The organism is Nocardia sp. CDC159, assembly GCF_023740735.1.
Lineage (GTDB): Bacteria > Actinomycetota > Actinomycetes > Mycobacteriales > Mycobacteriaceae > Nocardia > Nocardia pulmonis.
The window spans coordinates 180057-201480 of the sequence record NZ_JAMRXH010000008.1; the positions used below are offsets into that span (position 1 = coordinate 180057).

The following is a 21424-nucleotide window of genomic DNA, read 5'->3' on the forward strand; positions in this document are numbered from 1 at the left end:
TCACCTCCGGAAGATGTCGGCCCGTCGCTGGGGGTCGGACAGGGTCTGATGGATCATCCGTCCGAAGTCGAAGTCCGCGCCCGGCCAGGGATAGCGGGCATCGAACAGGCACATGCCGCCCACCCCCACCTGGAACCAGGTTTGGACCGCATCGGAGCGGCCCCAGTAGACATCGACGGCGGGATCGTCGAGGGTGATCGCCCGACCGCCGGCCCACAGTTCCAGACGGCCGTTGCGCCGGTAGAACACCACCGGTACGTCACCGAGCCGCCCGTAGAGCCCCGTCACCGGTCCGATCGCGGCCAACAAACCCTGCAGCGCACCCGTGTTGGCGTCGAACATCGCGGGTCCGCCCGCTCCGTCGAAGGGTTGCACGACGAATCGATCGACACCCCACCCTGTCTCGGGTTCGGGCCGTCGGCCACCCACGCCGCCGGAACCGGTCGCCTTCCCGTGGCCGCCCTGCGGCGGCAGCACCGGAGGCGGTATCACCGGGGGTACCTGGCCGGCGGGCGGCCCCTGCCACGAATCGCCGGGCGCCGCCCATCCGCCGGGCGCCCACGGTGGCGAAACAGGCGGCGGCACCGGTCCGTTCGACGGCCAGGGCGCCGGCGGGCCCGGCGGGTACGGCAGCACGGGCGAACCGACCTGCCCCGGGGACTGCCCAGCACCGGGTGCCTGCGGGCCGCCCGGCAACCGCGAATCGGTTGGCAACCACCAACCATCGGGTGACGGCGGACCACCCGCGCGCTGTGAATCATCGGGGAGCCGCGAAGCCACCGGCATTCGCCCTCCTTCCGGCCCTTGCGCAGGGTCGGTCGGCCGAGGGTGCCCGGGCACCTGGGAACCGCCGGGTGCGTGCGGCATACCCGGCGCCTGGGAACCACCCGGCGGCTGCGGCGTACTCGACAGCCGAGGGGCGCCGGCCACGTGCGGCGGAATCGGCGACCGCGCGGAGTCCGCGGGCGCCGACAGGTGCGGCGAGAGCGACGATTTCGCCGGCGCGGAAGTCGGTACGTGGGTTCCCGACGGTGTCGATACCGACCGCTGTGCCGATCCGGTCGTGGGCGTCGAGCCCGACGCGGAGGGTGCCACCGGCGGCGGCGGTGGGGCTACCGGTTCCTGGGGCGGGGGAGGCAGTTGTAGCTCCGGGGCCTCGAGTTCCAGTTCTTCGAGCTCGACCTCCGGCAGTTCGAGCTCGAAGAAGTGCGGCGGATGCGGAATCCGGGACAGCGGATACACCGGCAGCGGCCCCTGGTCGCCTCGGTTGCGGCCCTCGGCAGGGCCGGCGGGGTCGGAACCGTCGCGGTCCGGAGCGTCGGCGTCGGGACCGGGGTCCGTTTCGTCCGCGCGATCGGCGACCATCGGCTCGGTGCTCTGCGCGTCTTCGTTCCGCCAACGCACAGCGGTATTCCAGGACGCGCCGTCGCCCTGCTCCTCGTTGCCGTCCCGACGCCGCATCGCCTCCGCGCCGGTGGAGCCGGACCGGTGGGCGAGCTCCTCGGCCCGCGACTCCGCCTGTGCCAGTTGCTCTTCGATGCGGGCCACCGCCGCCTCGGCACTCAGGAACTCGCGCGCCGCCGCCTCCAGAACGGCGCCGTGTTCGTACCATTCGTCGGGCCGATCCGCGGCGTCACGGTTCCTGGACAACAGATCGTCGATCCACGGGCCGACCTGATCCGCGTGGGTCAACCGAGAGCGTGGGTCGGCCTGGAAGTATGTGGCGGCCTCGTCGAGAGCGGCCTCGGCCTGATCCGATCGCGCCTGCGCCCGAGCCAGATCGAGTTCCAGCCGCTCCCGTCGCTGCTCGACCTCCTCGCGAGCCCGCTCGATCTCTGCGCTGCGCGCCACGACGAGCGCGTCGGCGCCGGACGGCCGGGCCGGCGGCGCCTCCCCCGAATGCCGTTCCGACTCGCCGAGGCCATCCGGCGCGCGACCGGAGACGGGTTGTGACGCACCGGGTTCCGTCCCTGCCCCCGGCCGAGATCGCTCCTGTTCGGGCTCGCCGGGGCGGTCGGGCAGATTCTCGACCGGATCCGTGCCGGGACGACCGAATCGAACGGTCACCTCGGTGTACTCACCCGGCGACCCCACGAGATCTGCCACCGTCACCTCGGTGAAACCGAACTCGGCCGCCATCTTGCCGGTGAACGTCTCGCGCGCCGCCTGCTCCGGCGTCAACGACCGATCCCGCACACCGGCATTGAAGCTGTCCAGATTGCTCGCCAACAGCGGGCCGGCATGCCAGGACCCCTCGATCGACCGAATCCGATGACCGATTGCCGCCATCATCGCGCGGAACATCGTGGCGCCGTTCGGAGTATGGGGCCCCCGGCGAATCTCGGCGTGCAGTACACCGTCGCCGTCCACCCACGCCTGCACGCCGTGCCGATCGTCACCGCCGTATCGGTGCACATAGGTGGTCCCGAACTCGCTCTCGACGACCTCGGGAACGAACTGCTCGGCGCGCGCCAGCTCCTCGCGCAGCCGTGCCACCGCCGCCTCGGCGCGCAAGTACTCCCGCGCCGCCGCCTCCAGCGCGTGCCCGCGCTCCTGCCAGATATCAGGCATACCCGGCGCGGGCACCTCACGGGTTCGCGCCAACAGCTCGTCCAACCACGACGTCACCTGGTCCTCACTGGTCAGCTCGGCCCGCGGTTCGGTCGGGTAGAACCGAGCCGCCTGGTCGAGTTCGGACGTGGCGCGGTCCAGACGCGCCTGCGCCTGGGCCAGCTCCGCCCGCAGCCGGTCGACCTCGCGTCGCGCCCGCGCATCCGAATCCCGACCCGCGGACTCGTCACGGGTCGGGTTCTCCGCCTCCGTCGCCCGTCGTCCCTCGCCGGTCTCGATCTCACCGGCGGGCTCGGACGCCGTTTCCCGCCGCGATCCGGGCGGTGCGATTTCGCGGCTCGGTTCCTGCGCTCGCTCGAGCCGGAGAAGATCGTCGGCCGCGTCGGCGTACTCGCGAACCGCGCGCTCCAGGGCGTCCACCCGGTCACGGCCGGCGGCGTCGGGCTGCTGGGCTCGCTGCGTCTCGAACCAGCGATCACCGCTGTACTCGTGGCCGATCAGAACCGCCAGCGGATCGATGTGCGCGGTATCCGCGGCCCGGTCGAGCGCGGCGGCCGCCTGTCGCAGGCGCTCCTGGGCGGCCAGCAGCTCGCTGTGCTGCCGGTCGCGCGGCAGGAAATCCGCCATCTCGTCGCGACCGCTCCGCAGCCGCGACCGCTGCAGCTCCTGTTCGACCCGGGCGAGGTGCTGGTCCGCCTCCACCCGTTCGCGTAGGGCGCGCCCGAGCGCCTCGATCCGCTCGCGGCCGACCGCGTCCGGATGCTGTGCCCGCAAGCTCTCCCGCCACTGGGCACGGTCGGCGGTCTCGTAGGCGGCCAGGGCATCGCGCGGATCGACCTGCAGCGCCCGCGCGGCCGCGTCCAACGCGCCCGCCGCCCGCTCCGCACGCTCCTGCGCCCGCGGGAGTTCGAGCAGTTCGGCGAGGTACGAGTTGTACTCCAGGTCCCGTCGCCAACCGGTGAGCGGCGGCCGGTCGGCATCCCAGTGATAGCCGGCGCCGACCGCGTGCGCATTCGCGTCGTACCACGTCTTACCCGCGCCCTGGTTGGCCGGATCGCGCTCGTACTCGGACTCGGCGAGCGCGTCGTGCAACAGCACGATGTCCTGCTGCAGCGGGTGGCGCAGCCGCGGCACGACCTTCTCCGGCAGCGGCTCGACGTTCAGCAGCCGCCGCAGTGCCTCGGCCACATCGACCACCTGGTCCATCCGCCGCCACACGAATCGCCCGGACGGGTCGGTGTGGTCACGCACGAGATGCTTGTCGACCAGCAGGTGATCGAGGATCTGCTGAATCTGCTCTCGGGTGAACGTCGGCGGCGGCAGCTCGTCCGCGTCGGTCATGTAGTCGTCGCGCAACGGCGGCGCCAGGCCGTCCTCGATCCGCTGGATCACCTCGTCGGCGACGCGGTTGACCGTCTCCTCGGTGATCCGTCCGTAGTCCTGTATCTGCAGCAGCCGTTCCCGGATCTGGACGACGGCGTCGAGGACACGGGCACGATCGTCGGAGTCGAAGGCGTCGGCCACCTTGCGCAGATTCTTGTCGGACGCCTTGTCGATGAACGTTTCGATGTACTGCGCGAGCCGCTGCGCGGCGTCGGCGCGGGACAGTTCGGTCGGCACCGCATCGATGAGATCGGTCCGAATTCGGGCCACGAGCTCGCGCGCGGCCAGCAGCTGCTGATTGCGGCGGTGCTGCTCGAGTCCGGCGACGATCTTGTCGGCCAGGTGTGGATCGGCCCGGAGCTGTTCGTACTGCCGGTCCGTCCACGACAGCAGCCGCCACTGGTCGGCGACCGGATCGCCTCCGATGTAGTCGTTGCGCATGTGCGGCGTCAGGTCCGCGACGATCCGGTCGATATCGGCTTCGCTGACGCGTCCTTCGCTCTGCAGCTCCAGCAACCGCTGCTGCACATCGACGACGAGATCGCGAACCGCCCCGGGATCGTCGGTGACGAAGGCGTCGGCCAGCTTCCGCACGACGGCTTCGACATAGCGGTCGACCCGATCGAGCTGCTCGGGCAGATCCGCGCGGGTCGGGTCAATGCGGGACAGGGTGTCCACCAGTTCGTGTCGGATCAGCCCCACCACCTCGTGGGCCGCGCGCACCTGCTGATTCCACCGGAACCGCTCCAACTCGGCGTTGGCGCGGTCGATGTCACGCCGCATCGACTCGGGCAGGTCGGCGCGCATCGGATCCAGGGTGTGCTCGCCGCTGTCTCGCCGCGGGAACATCGGCTGCACGTCGTACTGCCGCTGCTGATGCCATTCCACGCCCGACCACATGGTGGCGAACGGTGGCAACTTCTTCAGCCAGGGCCGGGCGTCCAAGTAATCGCCGATGGCCGGGTGCCGCTGGATCCACGCCTCTACGCGCGGATGTTGCAACGCCATCATCAGCGTGCGCAGATTGCGCTGCACGGCGTTGAATTCGCTGCCGAGGTGCATCGTGTAGATGTCCTCGGCCGGGATATCGCCCTGGAAGAACTTTCCCTCCACGCCGAGGGCGTTGAACGGAAGCAGATCCTTGGGGATCATTCCGGGCGGAATGTCCTCGAAGGGCAGCGCCAGCGTGTTGATGTAGTGGCCGAGGCCGCCCCACCAGTCGGGATTGCCCTCCTCCCAAGGATCGGGCGTATTCGCGTCGTCGTTGGTGCGCCAGGAGGGCCGCGACGGATCAACCTCGTGCCATCGACCGTCGCCGTCGCGCCAGCGAACCAGATGGATACCCGGCCGACCGCGGAACCAGTCCGAGGCCAGGGTTTCGACCCGCGGTGCGGGCAGCGGGGCCACCTCGGTCTGCCACAGGCCGCCGATCAGCTGCCGGTATTCGATCTGCGGTCGTTGCGTCATCGCGTGTGCCACACGGGCATTGGTGGCTATCGCCTCGGCCAGCGCCCGATCGTGAGCGGCGGAGGGGTGATCGTAGTCGCCCCGCGGTCCGACCACGATGATCCGTGGCGGCTCGCCGTCCACGAAACCGACCCGGTCGCTGATCAGTACGGCACCCTCCGCCACGAGGTGGTCCGCCCACTTGCCGACGACCCGCCCGGCCTCGTCGTCGAGGCGGCCCATCGCGTTGTCGACCCGGTTCACGTCCTGGGCGGCGTCGTACAGGGCATCGATCCAGCGCAGCGCCCGATCGCGCGTGCCGCCGTCCAGCCCCTCGGCGGCCTGGCGATACCGGTCCACGGCGCGGTTCAGCGCCTCGGCGTCGGGGCCCAATTCGACCAGTCGCGCGGGCACACCCTGTTCCTTCAGCCGTTCGACCAGGTCCTCCACCATCGACCGGCGCGCCTTGTTGTACGGGCTGCGGAACAGTTCGGCTCGCTCGGCACCCAGACGCTGGATCTCGCGGACCACCTGCGGCGAGTGCGGACGCCCCTCGCCCACACCGGCCTGTTCGAGTTCCACCAGCCGCGCCTCGATGTCTCGGACCGCCTGATCGACCCGGTCGAACTCCTCCACCGCTTCGACCAGTTTGCGAATTCCCCTGCGCCGCAGCGCGACCTCGGCGGGATCCATGCGCTGCTGCACCACCCGCTCCGGGATGTCGAGCGAGCCCGGGATGCGGATCGTGCGGGACTGGGTCCGCTGGAACAGCTCGAGCACCCTGCGCTCGAATGCCTCTCCGGAAAGCCCTGCCACATCCCGCAATTCGGCGCGCTCGTCGCGTTTGGCGCGCAGGAACTCGCGCTCGCGGGTCAGCTCGTGCCAGCGCTCGACCAACCGCTCGTACTCGGCCTGCGGCGACTCGTCCTGCCGCAGTGCGACGCTCTCCGCTTCCAACCACTCGAGGTGTTCCTCGGCGATCTCCAGCCGCTTCACGACGCGGATCAGCTCGACAACGTGCTCGAGTTGGTCGACGTCCTGCACCCCGGTCCGCTCGCGCACCTGCTGCAGCGTCTCGCCCAGCCGGTCGGGACGCAATGCCGCCCCGCCGTCGTCCAACCCGATCCCCAGCTCGTCGGCCAGGCCATTGCGCCTGCGCAGCAACGCGTCTCGCTCCCGCAACGCGTCCTGACGCCGCTGGTTGAGATCCTCGAGCAGCTGGTGCACCTGGGACTGCTCGTCGGGGGCCGGGCTGCCGTCGCGCGACTCGTTCGACGGGTCGGACGCGCCCCTGTCACCGGGTGGTGCGGACGGCGGTTTGCGCGGCCCGCCGCCCGCGCCGGAGGCGTCGGCCGACGGCTCGTCGGCCTCGTCCCCGGTCCGCTCGTCCCGGCGGCCGGAGCCGGATGCGGCAGTGCCGGAATCGGATTCGTCGGAGTCGGGTACGCGCCGGCCGGCACCGCCCGAGCCCGGGTCCTCGGGCTGAGGACGAGGCGCCGATGCCCGCGGCGGCTCCGGCGGGTCTTCGCGGCGCACCACGACGTTGTCGTTCTCGTCCACACCGATCCGCAGCACGACGACGTTGTCCCAATTCGGCTCGCCGGTGACCCGATCACGGCCCACGATGTCGGCAAGTCCCGGATCCAGGGCGAGCGCTCGCCGCAGCGTCTCCCGGGGATTAGCATCACCCCACACCGCCACCGCCACCCGGCGCGGCGCTGCCTCGATGATCCCGACCCGGTGCTCCCCGACCAACACGCGTGCCCCGGCCGACACCAGGGCGTCGTGTTCGATCGCGGCCCTGATCCGCGCGTCGGCGTGGTCCAGGGCATCCTGCGCGGAGCGGAGCTCCCCGATCGCCGCATCCAGTTCGTCGAAGGCCCGGTGCCGCTGGTCGGCCGCCTCACCTACCGGCATGGTCTGCTCGCGCAGCCGGGTGAGCAGACGTTCCAGCTCCGCCAGCCGCTCGGGATTCGGATCGGTCTTCGCCCGCTCCGGCAACGATTCCCGCGACGGACGGTCGCCACGCAGTTGGGCCTCGCGCTCGAGCCGCTCCACGGCATCCATCGCGTCCCGCAACCGCTGCGCGGCCGCTTCCCGCGCCCGCGCGGCGGCCACCAGTTCGGCCCGGGCGTCCTGCGCCACCACCCGGCGATGTTCCTCGACCAGTTCCGCCAGCACCTTCAGGTCGGCGGCCCGCTCGCGCACCTCCGCCCGCAGCTCGGCGTGCACCTCGGCCAGTTCCTCCGCCGACAGCCGCTCGTGATCCTCGATCACGCCGTCGCGGAAGGCGTCGTACACGCGGATGTACTCGTCGACGAGTTCCTGCAGTTTCTCGCGCATCTCGGCGTCGACCGCCGCGCGTTCCTCGGCGCTGAGGTCGCGGAACTCCGCACTGGTGCCCTCGCGGAACTCGTCGTAGCGGGCCCGATAGGCGGCCAGTTCGGCACCACCCGCGTCCACGCCGATGATGCGTGCCCAGTCCCGGTTGACCCCGTGCTCGGCGGGTAGCCCCACGCGGCCGTCCAGCCGGCCGGCGAATTCCACCAGATCGCCGATGACCTCACGCAGATGGGCGACGGCCGAGTCGTCGCGGATCGGATGTTCGGCACGCGCCGCCTGGCGCACGGCGCCCTCGGGCGGGCGGCCCGACGGCTCTGCGTCCACGATGGCTCGGGCGAACTCGGTCAGCGGTTCGATCAGACCGTCGACCTCCCCGCGCCGCACAAGCTTGTACAGCGCCTTCTTCAGCCGCCTCGTGTTGACGGCGGTCGGATCCGGTCGGCGGCGATACTCGTCGTCGTACCGTGCGCCGTACAGGTCACGCGGCTTCAGTCCCAGCTTGTCGGCCAGCTTGTTACGAGCGATGAGCACCGCGCCGCGATCGGCGTACCGCAATTCGTGCAGGCAGCCGACGAGCGCGTCGACGAGCCGGTTCCGCTGATCGCGGGTGAGGGCGGGGTCGACCAGCCGCTCGGCGATATGCCCCGGCGTCGGGTCCAGGGGTCCGGCCAGCTCCGTGAACAGGGCTCGCAGATCGGTGAAGGCGGTCTCGCTGCGCAACGGCGACCCATCGCCGACCAGACGGGGATCCGCCCGCAACTCCCCGTCCCAGACCCGGCCGCTGGGGTCCATCTCCAGAAGCGGCCGGGCGAATTCCTCCAGGTGTTCGCGCAGCCGCTCGGCCTGTGGCACGGCGCCGCCGTCGGATTCCCCCGAGCGATTCGCCATCTTCGCGATGGCCTTCGCCAGTTTCTTCGGGTCGATCCCGTCGGAGTCGGCCGCGCGTTTGCGCAGATCGTCGTCGAACTTCCGCGGATACAGCTCCTCGGGCTCCACGCCCAACCGCCGCGCCAACCGGTCGCGCGCGGCATCGATCGCTTCCGAGTCGAGCGTGCGCAACCGAGCGGCGTAATCGGTGAGCGCCGAGACGATCCGATTCCGGTTCGTCCTGCCCAGCTCGGGATCCGACAGCACGCGCGCCAGGTGCTCGGCGGTCAAGTCCTGGGCCGGGATGTCCAGCCGACGGGCGAGCGCACCGCGCGCCAGCGCGATCCCGTTGAAGTCCTCGATGGCCCCGGCACTGCGCACGTAGTCGACCAACGCCTCGATCTGCGCCGCGCGCACCGCATTTCGCAGGCGTTCGTCGTCGACCAGACCGGATCCCGACCGCGCCAGCAGATCGTTCGCATCGAGACCGAGCTTCTCGGCCAGCTCCCGCACCCGGCTTTCGAGTTGGTCGCGGGGCCGCGACTGGTCCGGCGCCGGTCGCGCCGCGTCCGGACCGTCCGGCGGCACGGAGGCCGCGGGGTCGTCGGCGGTCTGCTGCACCGGGCGCCACGGGCCGTCACCCTCGCGCACGAGGGTCACCCGGATCGGGCGGCCGTCGAGCTCGCCGTCGAAGAACCGTGCCTGCGGCGCCTCGAGTCGGCCGATCCGGACCGAGCCGTCCGGATCCACCCAGCCGATGCGGTAGTCGACCACGAGGTCGCCGCGATTGAGCGCGGCGGCCTGTTCGGGATGGTTCGCCAGCGCCCGGGCCAGTACCTCGTCGTGGTTCAACCCCGAGTCGAGGACGACCAGCCGATTCGGGTCGCCGTCCACGCGCCAGACGCCCGGTTCGAGCCTGCGACCGCCCAGACCGCGCTGGAGCCATTCGGTGGCGGCCAGATCGATCAGCGACTCACCGGTTTCGCGGTAGCGGTCGTCGACCGTCCGGAAATCCTCGGCCAGCTCCCGCAGCCGTGCCAGCGCCTGCATTCGGGTCTCGGTGCCCTCGCGCAGACCCTCGATGGTCTCGACCAGGCGGGCGGGATCCCGCGAAATATCGTCCGGGATCAAATCTTCCCAGGTGGCACGCTGCTCGCGAATCTGTTCCCGGCGCAACGCCTCCTCGAAGAAGACGCGCAACTCGGATTGGTTGAGCCGACCCTCGTCGTCGAACAGCCTGCTCCAGTGCGGCGGCGGTGAGGCGGTCTTGTTCTTGATGCCGGCCCAGGTGAGCAGCGCGGCGTCGCCGCCCTCCGCGCGCACCAGTTCCTGCAGCAGCCGGCCCATCGGGTCGTTCTGCCCCGAGTCGATCTCCCGGCTGTAGGGAATGAGCGCGTCCGCGGCGTTGTACCACCGGGTCGCACCGAGCAGACCTTCGACGGCGGCGGCCCGCCGCGCGATCTGGTACTCCAGGTGCTCGATCGCGCGCTGGACCGATCCGGGGGTCAGGTCCGGCAGCTCGAGGTTGTAGGCGCGGGCCAGCGCGGTGATCGCCTCGCCCAGCTCCACCCGCTGGTCCTGTAGCGCGTCGACCTCGTTCAGCCAGTCCATCAGCACGTCGCGCTCGGCGTCGTCCGGCCGGTACCGCTCGCCGCCCTCGGGGCGCGCCGCCGGCTCGGGCAACTCGGGACGCTCGTCCGGGCGCAGCGGTGCCGGTGATTCGTCGTCGCGACGGTTGAGCCGGGCGCGGTGCTCCTCGGTCAGTCCGACCTGTTCGAGCAGTCTCGGGTCGGCCTGCTCGTTCCAGTACTCGTATTCGCTGCCGTCGGGTCGACGCGGCGGCGGCAGTTCGTTCTCCTGCTGTCGGCGCAGCAGGAAGTTGGCGAGTTGCTCTCGGTTCTGCCAGAACGTGAGCACCTCGACGACGAGACCGATCGGCAGCTTGCGCACCACCTCGCCGGCGGTGCCGAGCCCGTCGACGAGGTCGAAGCCGACACCGGGCGCGAGCGGATGCGGGGCATGCGGCTGCGGAGCGTGCGGCTGGGCCGACGCACCGGGAGCGGGACTCTGATCGGCGTGTGGTTGCGGCAGGGCCGACATCGACCCCGACGGTGCGGGCGGGGTTTCCTGCGCGGGTGGTTTGACGAACTGCTCCCACTTCCGGCGCAGCCACGACTTCTTGGGCTCGGTCTCGTCCGGATCCTCCGGTGTCTCGTCCGGACGCGCCGGCGGAGCCTCCTCCGTGACGCGCCAGCCACCCTCGCCGTCGGGCTCGGCCCGCAACCGCACCAGGTCCCGACCGACCTCGAGGACGAGTCGATGGGTGCCGGGCGGCCCCAGCTCCCGGTTCTCGGCCGTCATCGCGGCGAGGTCGGCCAAATCCGTGGCCTCACGAAGGATGTCGGCACGCCGTTCGGCGAGAGCACGCGCCGCCGCCTCCGGGGTGGCGAGATCGGCCGGGTCCATGCCGATCAGCCGCGCCCAGCCGTCGCGGGCGGTCTCGATCCGGCCCCGTTGCAGCGGATCGGTCACCCCGTGGGGCCGCTCGAGAAGGCCGGCCAGCGCCTCGGCGGCGCCGGCGCGCAACGCGTTTCGATACCGCAGCTCCTGCAGGATACGAGTGCGATCGTCACCGGTCAGATCGTCGGCGCGCAGGCCGAGCCGACGCAGCAGCCGTTCGCGCACCTGTTCCTCGGCCACCGGACGAGGCGGTGGCGCGGGTTGCTGTTCGGACCGGACCGCGGGTTGGTCGGGGCGAGGCCCACCACCGGCCGAGCTCCGGTCGGCTCCGAAACGGTGGAACTCGGTGCCGTCCGATTCGTCGGGCCGCAGCGGCCCCAGGTCGTCCGGATACCGCATCGGGCGCGGTTGCTCGTCGGCGCCGTCGCCGAAGAAGCCGCGGGCGCGGGCGATCTCGGCGAGTTCCCGCAAGGCGGCCAGCGGATCGGGATGGTTGGCGAGCGCATCGTCCAGCCGCAGGGCGGCGATCAGGCGACCGGCGTACTCACGGTCGGCGTCGCTGCGCTGCCGCGCGGAATCGTCACGATGCGCGGCGGCGTGATCGGTCAGGAATCTGCGCACCTCGTCCAGCGGGCGCCTGGCGGCGCGCTGTTCCGGGCTCTGGTCGTCGGGCCGGCGGGCCTGGCCGATCCCCGCTTCCGCCGGAGCGCTCTCCCGGGCCGCGCGCGCCTCCTGAGCCAGACGGTCGCGGGTCGGATCGTCCACTCGGTCGACCGCCCGACCGTCTCGATCGAACACGATCGCCTCGGTGCTGCGCACATCCCGCGACAGTCGCGACAGGTCCGCGTGGGCCTCCCCCGCGGCGAGATCGCGCACGACGATCCGGCCGTCCTCGTTCACCAGCAGGTAGGCGTGCCCACCCACGCCGTAGCGATCGGTCGGCCCCCGGTACATGTCGACCACCAGGGCCGCGGACCCCTCCCCCAGACCTCGCAGCCGCGCCGCGATCGCCTCGTGATCGTCGAACTCACGCAACCGCCCGCCCGCGGCGGCGACCAGCTCCGCACGGCTCATCCCGTCGAAGCCGATCTCCCGATCCGGCAACCGGATTCCCGACCCGTCGCCGAACATCCGGAGCAACTCCCGCAGCGACAGCTCACCACAGCGACCCCGGTTCACCGCGTCGAGCAGGGCGGCGGCCTCGGCCTCCCGCAACGCTTCCCACACCGGGTCCGGGGCCCGCAGCTTGGCCGAGCGCGCGTCGTCGGGGCGTGAACCGTCGCCGGGGTCGGGGCGCTGCCGCGTGCCCTCCTCGGGCTCCGCCGCGTTGGCGGCCTCCCATGCGCGGCGATAGAACTCTTCGTGCGAAATCCCTTGCGGCGCATGATCTTCGATCTCACTCCGCAACGCGGTCATCGCCGCGTCGTTGGCGATACGATCCAGCACCGGCGCGAGGGCGTCCGGTATCGGCTCGTCGGCGAGCCCGGCGTTGCGCCTGGCCTCGGCCCGCGCCTCGTAGAAGGTCTCCGTATAGGCACGGGTGCCCACCGGCTCGGGAACGTCGTGCCCGGCAGCCCGAAGTTGCAGCGCCGCGACGATTTCCAGCGCGTGTGCCCGGGTCTCCTCGTCCAGCATCCGCGAGACGTAGGTATCGCGATCCAGCGTGGTCAGCTCCCGGGCGCTGCCGCTCGCCTCCCGTGCCCGCGCCACTTCCACATGGATGGCGTGGTGCACGAGGGCGGCCATGTGCTCGGCATCGGACATCCCGACATCGAGCACCAACCGGTTCCGGTACGGCTGATAGCCCTGCTCGTGCGGGTTGGCGGTGGGGACGATGTCCACGCCGCGCAAGACGCCCGTGGCCCACTCGCCCACGGGGGTCCGCGCCAGGGCCTCGGTGATACCTCGCAGGCGCTGAGCCGCGGCCGATGCCGCCAGGTCGATCGGGAAGGCGCCCTGCTGCCGCGGGAGCGGCTCGGCCGGCTCGGCCACGGTTTCGCGGTCGATTCGGCCGATGCCGTCCACGGTGACGTCGACATACTCGACATGGTCCGGGCCGAGGTAGTCCACCTCGTCGGCGATCTCCACGCGCCGCAGCAGCTCGTGGTGGTCACCGCGGGCGGCCGGGATGATCAACCGCTCCGGCGGGCCGGGGACGAGCACCGCGCGATCGTCCACCAGCTCCGCGTCGGGGTGGTCGCGCAGCAGCGCCTCGAGGACTTCGCGGACGGCAATGCTGTTCACCGCGTCGTTGGCGAAATACAGCCTCGCCCTGCGGTTTTCGAAATCCACCCGCTGGTCGGCCAGCTCGCGCAACTCGTGCTGCGTGCGCCGCAGTTCGGCGCGGCGCTCCGGTGCGGTCGCCGGATCGGACAGCTCGGCGTCCAGCTCGGCGATCCGCTGTGCCACCTCCTGCCGGAGCGTCAGGTGGTCCTGGGCGGAGTCGATGTCGTGGCGCTCGGCTCGGGCGTCGATCTCCTCGGCGAGGGCGCGCAATCGCAGGCTCTCGGCGTGCCGGTGCAATGCCTCCACCCGCAGCCGCTCGGCGACGTGCGGATCCTCGGGCCGCAGCGCCGATCCGGAATCGGCTTCCGGGTCGGCGTGCGCGTCGTCCCAGATCTCGCCGGCGCGCTGGACGTAGGTCTTTCCCTCCAGATCCGGATACAGTTCGACGATGTCGCGAACGGCGCGCTCCGCCTCCGCCTCGGCCTGCCTGCGCACCTGCGCCGGGCGCAACGCCGGGTCCTCGCTCAGATACTCCAGGGCGCGCTCGTACCGTGCGCTGTAGGCCCGCTCCACATCGGCCGGCACGGTCCTGGCGTCGTAGCCGAGCGCCTTCAGCTCGCGAGCGAGCTTCGCCTCGCGAACGAAGCAGTCGACCTCCTCGTCGATCATGGCGCTGATGAACTCGTCGCGAGCCATCGTCATGATCCGGTCGTCCACCAGGGCCGTTCGGCCCTCCAGGAAGTACTCACCGTGAACGGCCTCGTGCGCGAGCGCCAGCGCCAGCGCCAGATGGTCCCGACCGGAGGTGTAGACGGTGGCGGTCAGGTCGGCCGCGCTGAACTCCCCGTGCAGGCCGGGTGATCCCGACTCCAGGCTTTCGCGCATCAGACCGCCGTCGAGCACCCGCAGCATCTCGCTGCCGGTCTCGGTCTGCGACAACAGATCACGCAGCTGATCGGAAACCGGATCCAGCGACCGCCCGATTCGCCCCGGACCCGGATCGTAGCTGTCGGGCTCGGGGCGCGCTTGGGCCTCGAGCCCACCCAGACGCTCCATCACCAGGTCGTGCCACTGCGCACGGCCCCGGGCCTCGAACTCCGGTCGCAGGGCTTGCAACCGCGCCCGCAGTTCACCCAGCTGGGAACGGCTCAGATCGTGGTCGACGAACTCGACGCCACCGTCCTCGCGCACGCGCGCGAAGCGTTCGGCGAACTCGCTCACCGTCTCTCGGGTGAGTCGCCCGGAGTCGAACGCGCGGTGGCCGAGGCTGCCGATGATCCGGCCGTCCGAATCGAACACCCAGCGCTCGGACTGCCGCGCGGGCGCACCGACCAGCACATCGTGCAGACCTATGCTGCGCGCCGTCCAGTCGTCCTCGTGCAACTCGCGGATCGCGGCCGGGGCCAGCCGCTCCAGGAACACGACGTTCGCGTCGGCGAAGGTCTCCGAGATGTCACGTCCGAACACGCGGCCCACCAGGGAGGACAGCACCGCGGCGTCGACGAGACGGCTCTCGCGCAGGGTGACGCCGATCAGGCCGGTGTCGTTGGAGTAGCCGATCGCGAGGAGTTGCTCTACGCCGGTGGGCACGTCACGCCCCGGGCCGTCGAGGATCTCCACGGACCGCACGCTGGCCCGCTGCGCGACCTGCACCCTTTCCGCGAAGGTCTGGATGGCGTGGGTCTTGTCCCAGGCGGCGCCGTAGATTTCCGCGTACGTCCGGCCGTGCGGGGTGTGCTCTTCGATCAGCGGTCGCAACGCCGCCATCCCCGCCGCGAAACCGATGTCGTCCCAGTCGGATTCGGGAGCACCCCGGCGTTTCGCTGCCTCGACCGCGGCGTCGAGGGCACTCTTGAAAACCCGCTCGCCCAATAGATCCGGGACTTCGAACCCGACCCGGCGGAGTTCGTCCACGGCGCGGATTTCCCTCGCGTGCGCGCGCGTCTCCTCACCGACCATCAGGTCGATGTAGTCCGCCCGCGCCATGGCTATCCGATCCTGCGTCCCGCCCGGCGTCTCGAGCCCGCGCGCGACCTCCACATGGATCACGTGGTGCACCAGCGCGGCCGCGTATTCGCCGTCGGACAGCCCCGCGTCCAGCACCAACCGGTTGCGCACCGGCTGGTACCCCTGCTCGCCGGGATCAGCGGTGTGGACGATCCGTACGTCATGCTCCGAGAGCACCCGATCGACCCACCCACCGATCGTCGTCGCCTCCAGCCGCGCCCGGATCAGCGCCACCCGCTCGTCGGCCGCCGCCGCGGCCAGATTGCGCGGCGTCACCTCCGGCGTTCGTGGGATCGGCGTGCCGATCTCGGTGGTCCTCGTCGGGAAGACTTTGCCCCCGGTATCCACCTGGACGCTGAGGAATTCGACCCGATCGGCGCCCAACCTCGCGATTTCCCCGGCCACCCGAGGATCCGACAGCACCGGTCGATGCTCACCCGCCATCGCCGCGACGATCAACCGTTCCGGCGATCCCGGGACCAGCACCGCCTGATCGCCGACGCGCGTGGCGCCCGGATGGTCGCGCAGCAACGTGACAAGCACGTCGCCGACGGCCAAGGCGTGCAACGTCTCGCGATGGTGGTCCAGACGCGCATCGAGGTTCTGCCGCTCGTCCAGCAGATCCGACAGCTCGCGCAGCCGATGCTGGTCGCGCCGCAGCTGTGCCAGTTCCTGCGGGGCGGTGGCGCGGTCGGACAGCTTCTCGTCCACCGCGGCGAGCCGGCGCGCGACGGGGTCACGCAGCTCGGCGTCGACGAAGCCGCGTTGGATACCGAGCTCGTCGGTGAGTTCCCGCAGTCGTCCGTAGGAGTCCTCCGACTCCCGGATGTCATGTCGCCAGCGCAGCGCGCCCTCGCGCAACTGCTGCGCCACCTCCGGTCGGGTCGGCCGATAGCCGTCGCCGACGGTGCCGTGGCGGTTCGAGCGCTCCCACCCCTCGTCGTAATAGGTGTGGTAGGAGGTCGTACCGTCGCGCCAGACGGTATGTTCGAGAGTGTCGCGAGCCGCCCGCCACGCCGCGGCCTCCGCTCGGGAAACGACCTCCTCCGGCGACAGCGCGGGGTCGGCGCGCAGCCGGTCGGCCTCGGTTCGGTAGCGCTCGGTGAACGCCGTTTCGAACGGCGTGCGCGGCGCGGGGTAGCCGAGGTCGCGCAGTTCCTGCGCGAAGCGCATCTCCAGGTGGAAACACGCTGCCTCCTCGTCGACCATGGCGCGTATGTACGCATCCTTGGTCATCGCCCTGGGGTCGGCGGTGCGACCGTCGACGAAGCGGGTGGCGTGCACCAGCTCGTGCACCATCGTCATCGCCTGTTGCAGATGACTGTTACCGGCGGTGAACACGACGGCGACATGGTCCAGCGGGCGGAATTCCCCGTTGAGACTGCGCTCCTCGCTCACCAACTCGAACCGATCGCGGATGGGCATGCGATCCAGCTCCCCGAGCATGCGTCGCCCGGTCTCGGTCTGGCGCACCAGTTCTCGAACCTGGTCCGGATAGGCGTCCAACGACCGACCGACGCCCTCCCACACCGGCAGTCCCAGCTGTCGGTGGGCTTGCTGCGCCAACCGATCCCGCGTGGTGTCGTCGACCCGATCGACGGCCCCACCCTCGCGGTCGAACAGGATGGCCTCGGTACTGCGCACATCGCGCGCCAGCCGCGACAGATCACCGTGCTCGGCTCCGGTGGCCGGATCCCGCACGACGATGCGGCCGCCCTCGTTCACCAGTAGATAGGCGTGACCGCCGACGCCGTGCCGGTCGGCCGGACCGCGGTACATATCGACCACCAGCGCGGCCGATCCGTCCCCCGATTGCCGCAACCGCTCCGCGATCGCCGCGTGATCGGGGAATTCCCGCAACCGGCCGCCGGCCGCTGCGACCAACTCACCGCGCGACATGCCCTCGACGCCGATCGTCCGCTCCGGCAGGCGAATCCCGGATTCTTCGCCGAAGATCCGCAACAGCTCACGCAACGCGAGCTCACCACAGCGCCCCCGGGCATCCGGCGGGGTCGCCTCGTCGCCGCCGCGTACGGGAGTCTCGAGCCGAGCGCCGGGCTCCGCCGTGCGGGAGCCGTCATCGGCCGCCGCCTCGGGCGCTCTCCTGCCCGTTCCGTCGGAGAGGCCGCGAGCGTCGTCCCACGCCTTGCTTCGGTGCGGCTCCCCGGGTTCGCCCAGCGCATCGGCGTGGGTCCGGGCCGCGGTCAGGCCCGAATCCCCGAAAGTCTGCTCGCGCGGGGGCGCCGGGAACGGCGGCGCGGGCGGCTGTCGGCCGTCGTCGCGGCGACGCAGCGACCGGGTCGGGGGGTCGTCCTCGCCGTCGCCGGGCCGCTCCGGCGCCGACCCGTCGCGCGCGACCGAGCCGTCGCCGTGCGCCACGCCACCGCGGCGAATCGCCCGCGTCGGTGTCTCCTCGGCGTCCGGCCGCGGCTGGGCGCCGGGCCGCCGGGTCGGCCGGGTGGGCGGATCCTCCAGATCGTCGGAATCGTCTCGGCGCGAAGTGGTTTCGATCTGTTGACGCTCCTGCGCATCACGTCGCCGGGTCGGCCGCGTCGGCGGATCCTCCAGATCGTCGGAATCGTCTCGGCGCCTGGCCGATTCGTCGCCGGGGGCGGGTTCGGGGCGGGCGTGGGCCTCGATCTCCGCAAGGCGGCGCAACACCAGATCGTGCCAGGACGCTCGGCCGGCGTTCTCGAACTCGCGCCGCACTGCTTGCACCCGCTCGCGCACCCACTCGAGCTGCGCCCTGGTCATGTCGTGATCGACGAAGGTGACCCCACCATCGTCGCGCACGCGCAGGAACCGCTGCGCGAATCGGCTGACCGTCTCCCGCGTGAGGTTCTGCGCTTCGAACGCCCGCTGGTGGTTGCTCCAGGCCACGCCGGACTCGATCACCAGCCGATCGCGCTGCCCGCCCGGAAGTCCGGTCAGCGCATCGTGCAGAGCGATACCGCCGGAGCCGAATCCCTCCCGACCGAGCTCGTGCGGAAGTGCGCCCCCCGGCTTCTCCATGTACACCACGTTGCCGTCGACGACGACACGCGGCAGCGGTACACCGAGCGCTCGCCCGAGCTCCGACGACAGCATCTCGGCCTGCGCGTAGCGCTCGTTGAGCAAGGTCTTGCGAATGAACTGCGCGTTGTCGTTGAAGGTGACCAGCTCGACCTTCCGCACCCCGGGCACTTTCGCGTTCGCACCGAGGACCTGCGCCGAGCGCTCGCCGGTCAGCCGCGCGGCCTGCACCTGCTCGAGGAACGGCCGAATCCCGTGCGCGGCATCCCATGCCCTGCCGTAGAAATCGCGATACGACTCGCCGTGGGGTGCGTACCGTTCGACCTCCGGTCGCAATGCCACCAGTCCGGCCTGGTTGGCCAGTCGATCCAGCACCGGTACCAACCGATTCGGCACCGGCCCACCCGCCAGGCCCATGTTCTCGACCAGCGCCGCCCGCGCGCGGTAGTACGCCTCGGTATAGGCGCGCGTTCCCACCGGTTCGGCGATCTCGTGACCGGCGGCCCGAAGCTGCAGGGCGGCCAGGATTTCCATCGCGTGCGCGCGAGTCTCCTCGCCGATCTTGCGGTTGATGTACGCCTCACGGTTCAGCGTCTGCAGCTCGCGCAGGCCCTCGACGGTCTGCCGGCCCTTCTCCAGCTCCGCGTGGATGGCGTGATGCACCAGCTCGCCCATGTGCTGTTCGTCGGACATCCCGGCATCGAGCACCAACCGGTTCCGCGACGGCCGGTAGCCCGCCTCGACCGGATCGGCGGTGTGCGTGATCTCCACGTCGCGCAGCACGCCGAGGGCCCACCGACCCACCTCGGTGTTGCCCAGTTCGGCCCGCACGAGGTCCATGCGCCGGCGAGTCGACGTCTCGGCGAGGTGCAACGGCGTCGCCGACGGCGGCGTGCTCGGTGCGGCCAGGCCCGGCGGGGTCCACACGTGGATCTCGCCGTGCGGCTGCACCTTGACGGCGCGGTACTCGACGTCGGCGGCCTGTCGAGCCGCGACCACTCGGGGATCGGCCAGGACCGCGTGGTGCTCCCCCGGGGCCGCCACGATCACCAAACGCTTCGGCGAGCCGGACAACAGCACCGCGTTGTCGGAGATGCGCTGGGCCCCCGGCTCGTCGCGCAGCATGCGAGCGACGACGTCGCCGACCACGACGTCGTGCATCGCCCGGACCCGATCCCACCGAATTCGGATGTCGTTGGCATCGCGTTCGTCCGCCAGATCCGACAGCTCGCGCAACCGATGCTGTTCCCGGCGCAGTTCGACCGCCCGCTCCCGAGCCGCGCCCGCCAGCTCCGCGTCCAATTCGGTGATTCTGCGAGTGACCTGGTCGCGGATGCTGGGGGTATCGCCGACCGTGATCCCCAGCTCCGTCGCCACGCGCGCGAGTCTGCGGTTCAGATCGTTCGCCTGCACGATGTCGTTGTCGCGGTGCAGTGCGGCCTCGCGCATCCGGTGGGCGCCTTCGGGAGTCGGCTCGTAGCGCCGCGGGTGGGGCGCGGGGGCGGGCTGAGCCGGATGCGGTGGCGGTGCGGTCTGCGCCTGCTGCGCGGCGTGCGCCGCCGCGCGGTCCCAGGCGTCGCCGTAGTACTTGCCGTAGGAGCTGCCGTCGCGCCACGGGAAGGTCTTGGTCTCCTGGCGGGCCGCCTGCAGCGCCGACTCGTGGGCCTGCTGGTGGATCTGCTCCCGGGTGAGCGCCGGGTCCGCGCTGCGGGCTGCGACCGCCTGCTGGTACGCCCGTTCGTAAGCCGTTTCCGTCGAGGAGCGAGCGACCTCGAACCCGCGCGCGCGAAGTTCCCGCGCCAACTCGGCCTGCTTCAGGAAACATGCGGTTTCCTCGGCGACCATGGCATCGATGTACGCCTCGCGCGACATCGATAGGGGCCGGTGGTTGACCGACCGGTTCTCGACGAAGTATTGCGCGTGGACCAGCTCGTGCAGCAGGGCAACGGCCTGAGCGGAGTGGTCGTGTCCCGAGGTGAATACCGTCACGGCGTGCTGATGCGCCACCCACTCGCCACCGCGATGGCCGTCTCTCGCCATCAACCTGAAGTGTTCGTGGACCGGCATCTGCTCCAGCGCCTCGAGCGCCCGGCGACCGGTTTCGGTGCTGCGCAACAGTTCCCGCACCTGATCCGGATACGCGTCCAACGACCGGCCGACGCCCTCCCATACCGGACGCCCCAGCTCCTCGGCGGCCTCGCGCACCAGCCGATCCCGGGTCCGCTCGTCCACGGGGTCCAACGCACGACCGTCACGGTCGAACACGACCGCCTCGGTACTGCGCACGTCCCGGTGCAACCGCGACAGGTCGGTGTGCTCCGCGCCGGACGACGGATCCCGCACCACGATGCGCCCGCCCTCGTTCACCAGCAGGTACGCGTGACCACCCACCCCGTTGCGGTCTCGTGGGCCGTGATACATGTCGACCACCAGCGCCGCGGACCCGTTCCCCAGCTCCCGCAACCGATTCGCGATCGCCTCGTGGCCACCGAACTCGTGCAGGCGCCCGCCGACCGCTGCCACCAGCTCCGCTCGCGACATTCCCTCGACGCCGATCGGCCGCTCGGGCAGGCGGATACCCGACTCCTCGCCGAACAGCCGCAACAGTTCGCGCAGCGACAACTCGCCACAGCGGCCCCGGTTCGCCTCGTGCGGCGCCTCCGCCGGTGCACCCCGATCCTCGGCGCGCGGGCCGGGCTCGTGGTCACGCGCACCCGCATCGGGTCGCACGTCCGCGCTTCCGTCCACCGGTACCTCGGCGGGGTTCTTCCCGACGGCCTCTGGCGCCCCGCGGGTCCCGTCCCATACCGGGTCCCGATACGAACCGCGCAGCGACGCGGGCGATTCGGCGTCCGACCGCAAGCCTGCGCTGCCCAACGCCCGTTCCCGCGCCGGCACCGGGGCGGTCTGTCTGCGGCCGCCCTGGCCTTCGCCATCCTCCCACGGCGGACGTCCGAGATCCGCCGGACGTTCGGGCCCCTGCCCGCGCAGCGGCGGCGCCTGCTCCTCCGAACCGAGCACGCGATCGTAGAACTCGGCGCCGCCGTCCATCTCGTGGATCTCGATCGTTTCGATCGACTTGCCCGGGAAGCGATCGATCAGCGCGGCA

At 71.1% G+C, this 21424-nt stretch carries 1 protein-coding gene (running past one end of the window); it reads right to left on the minus strand.

Translation table 11 applies throughout. The annotated features are described in order from the left end of the window. A protein-coding gene (locus tag NDR87_RS19685; protein WP_251914399.1) for a toxin glutamine deamidase domain-containing protein crosses the window boundary here: on the minus strand, nucleotides 1–21424 show its 3' portion. The gene runs 6833 nt beyond the window's last position; the window shows 21424 of its 28257 coding nt (coding positions 6834–28257); its start codon lies off the right edge, out of view; it ends in the stop codon at nucleotides 1–3.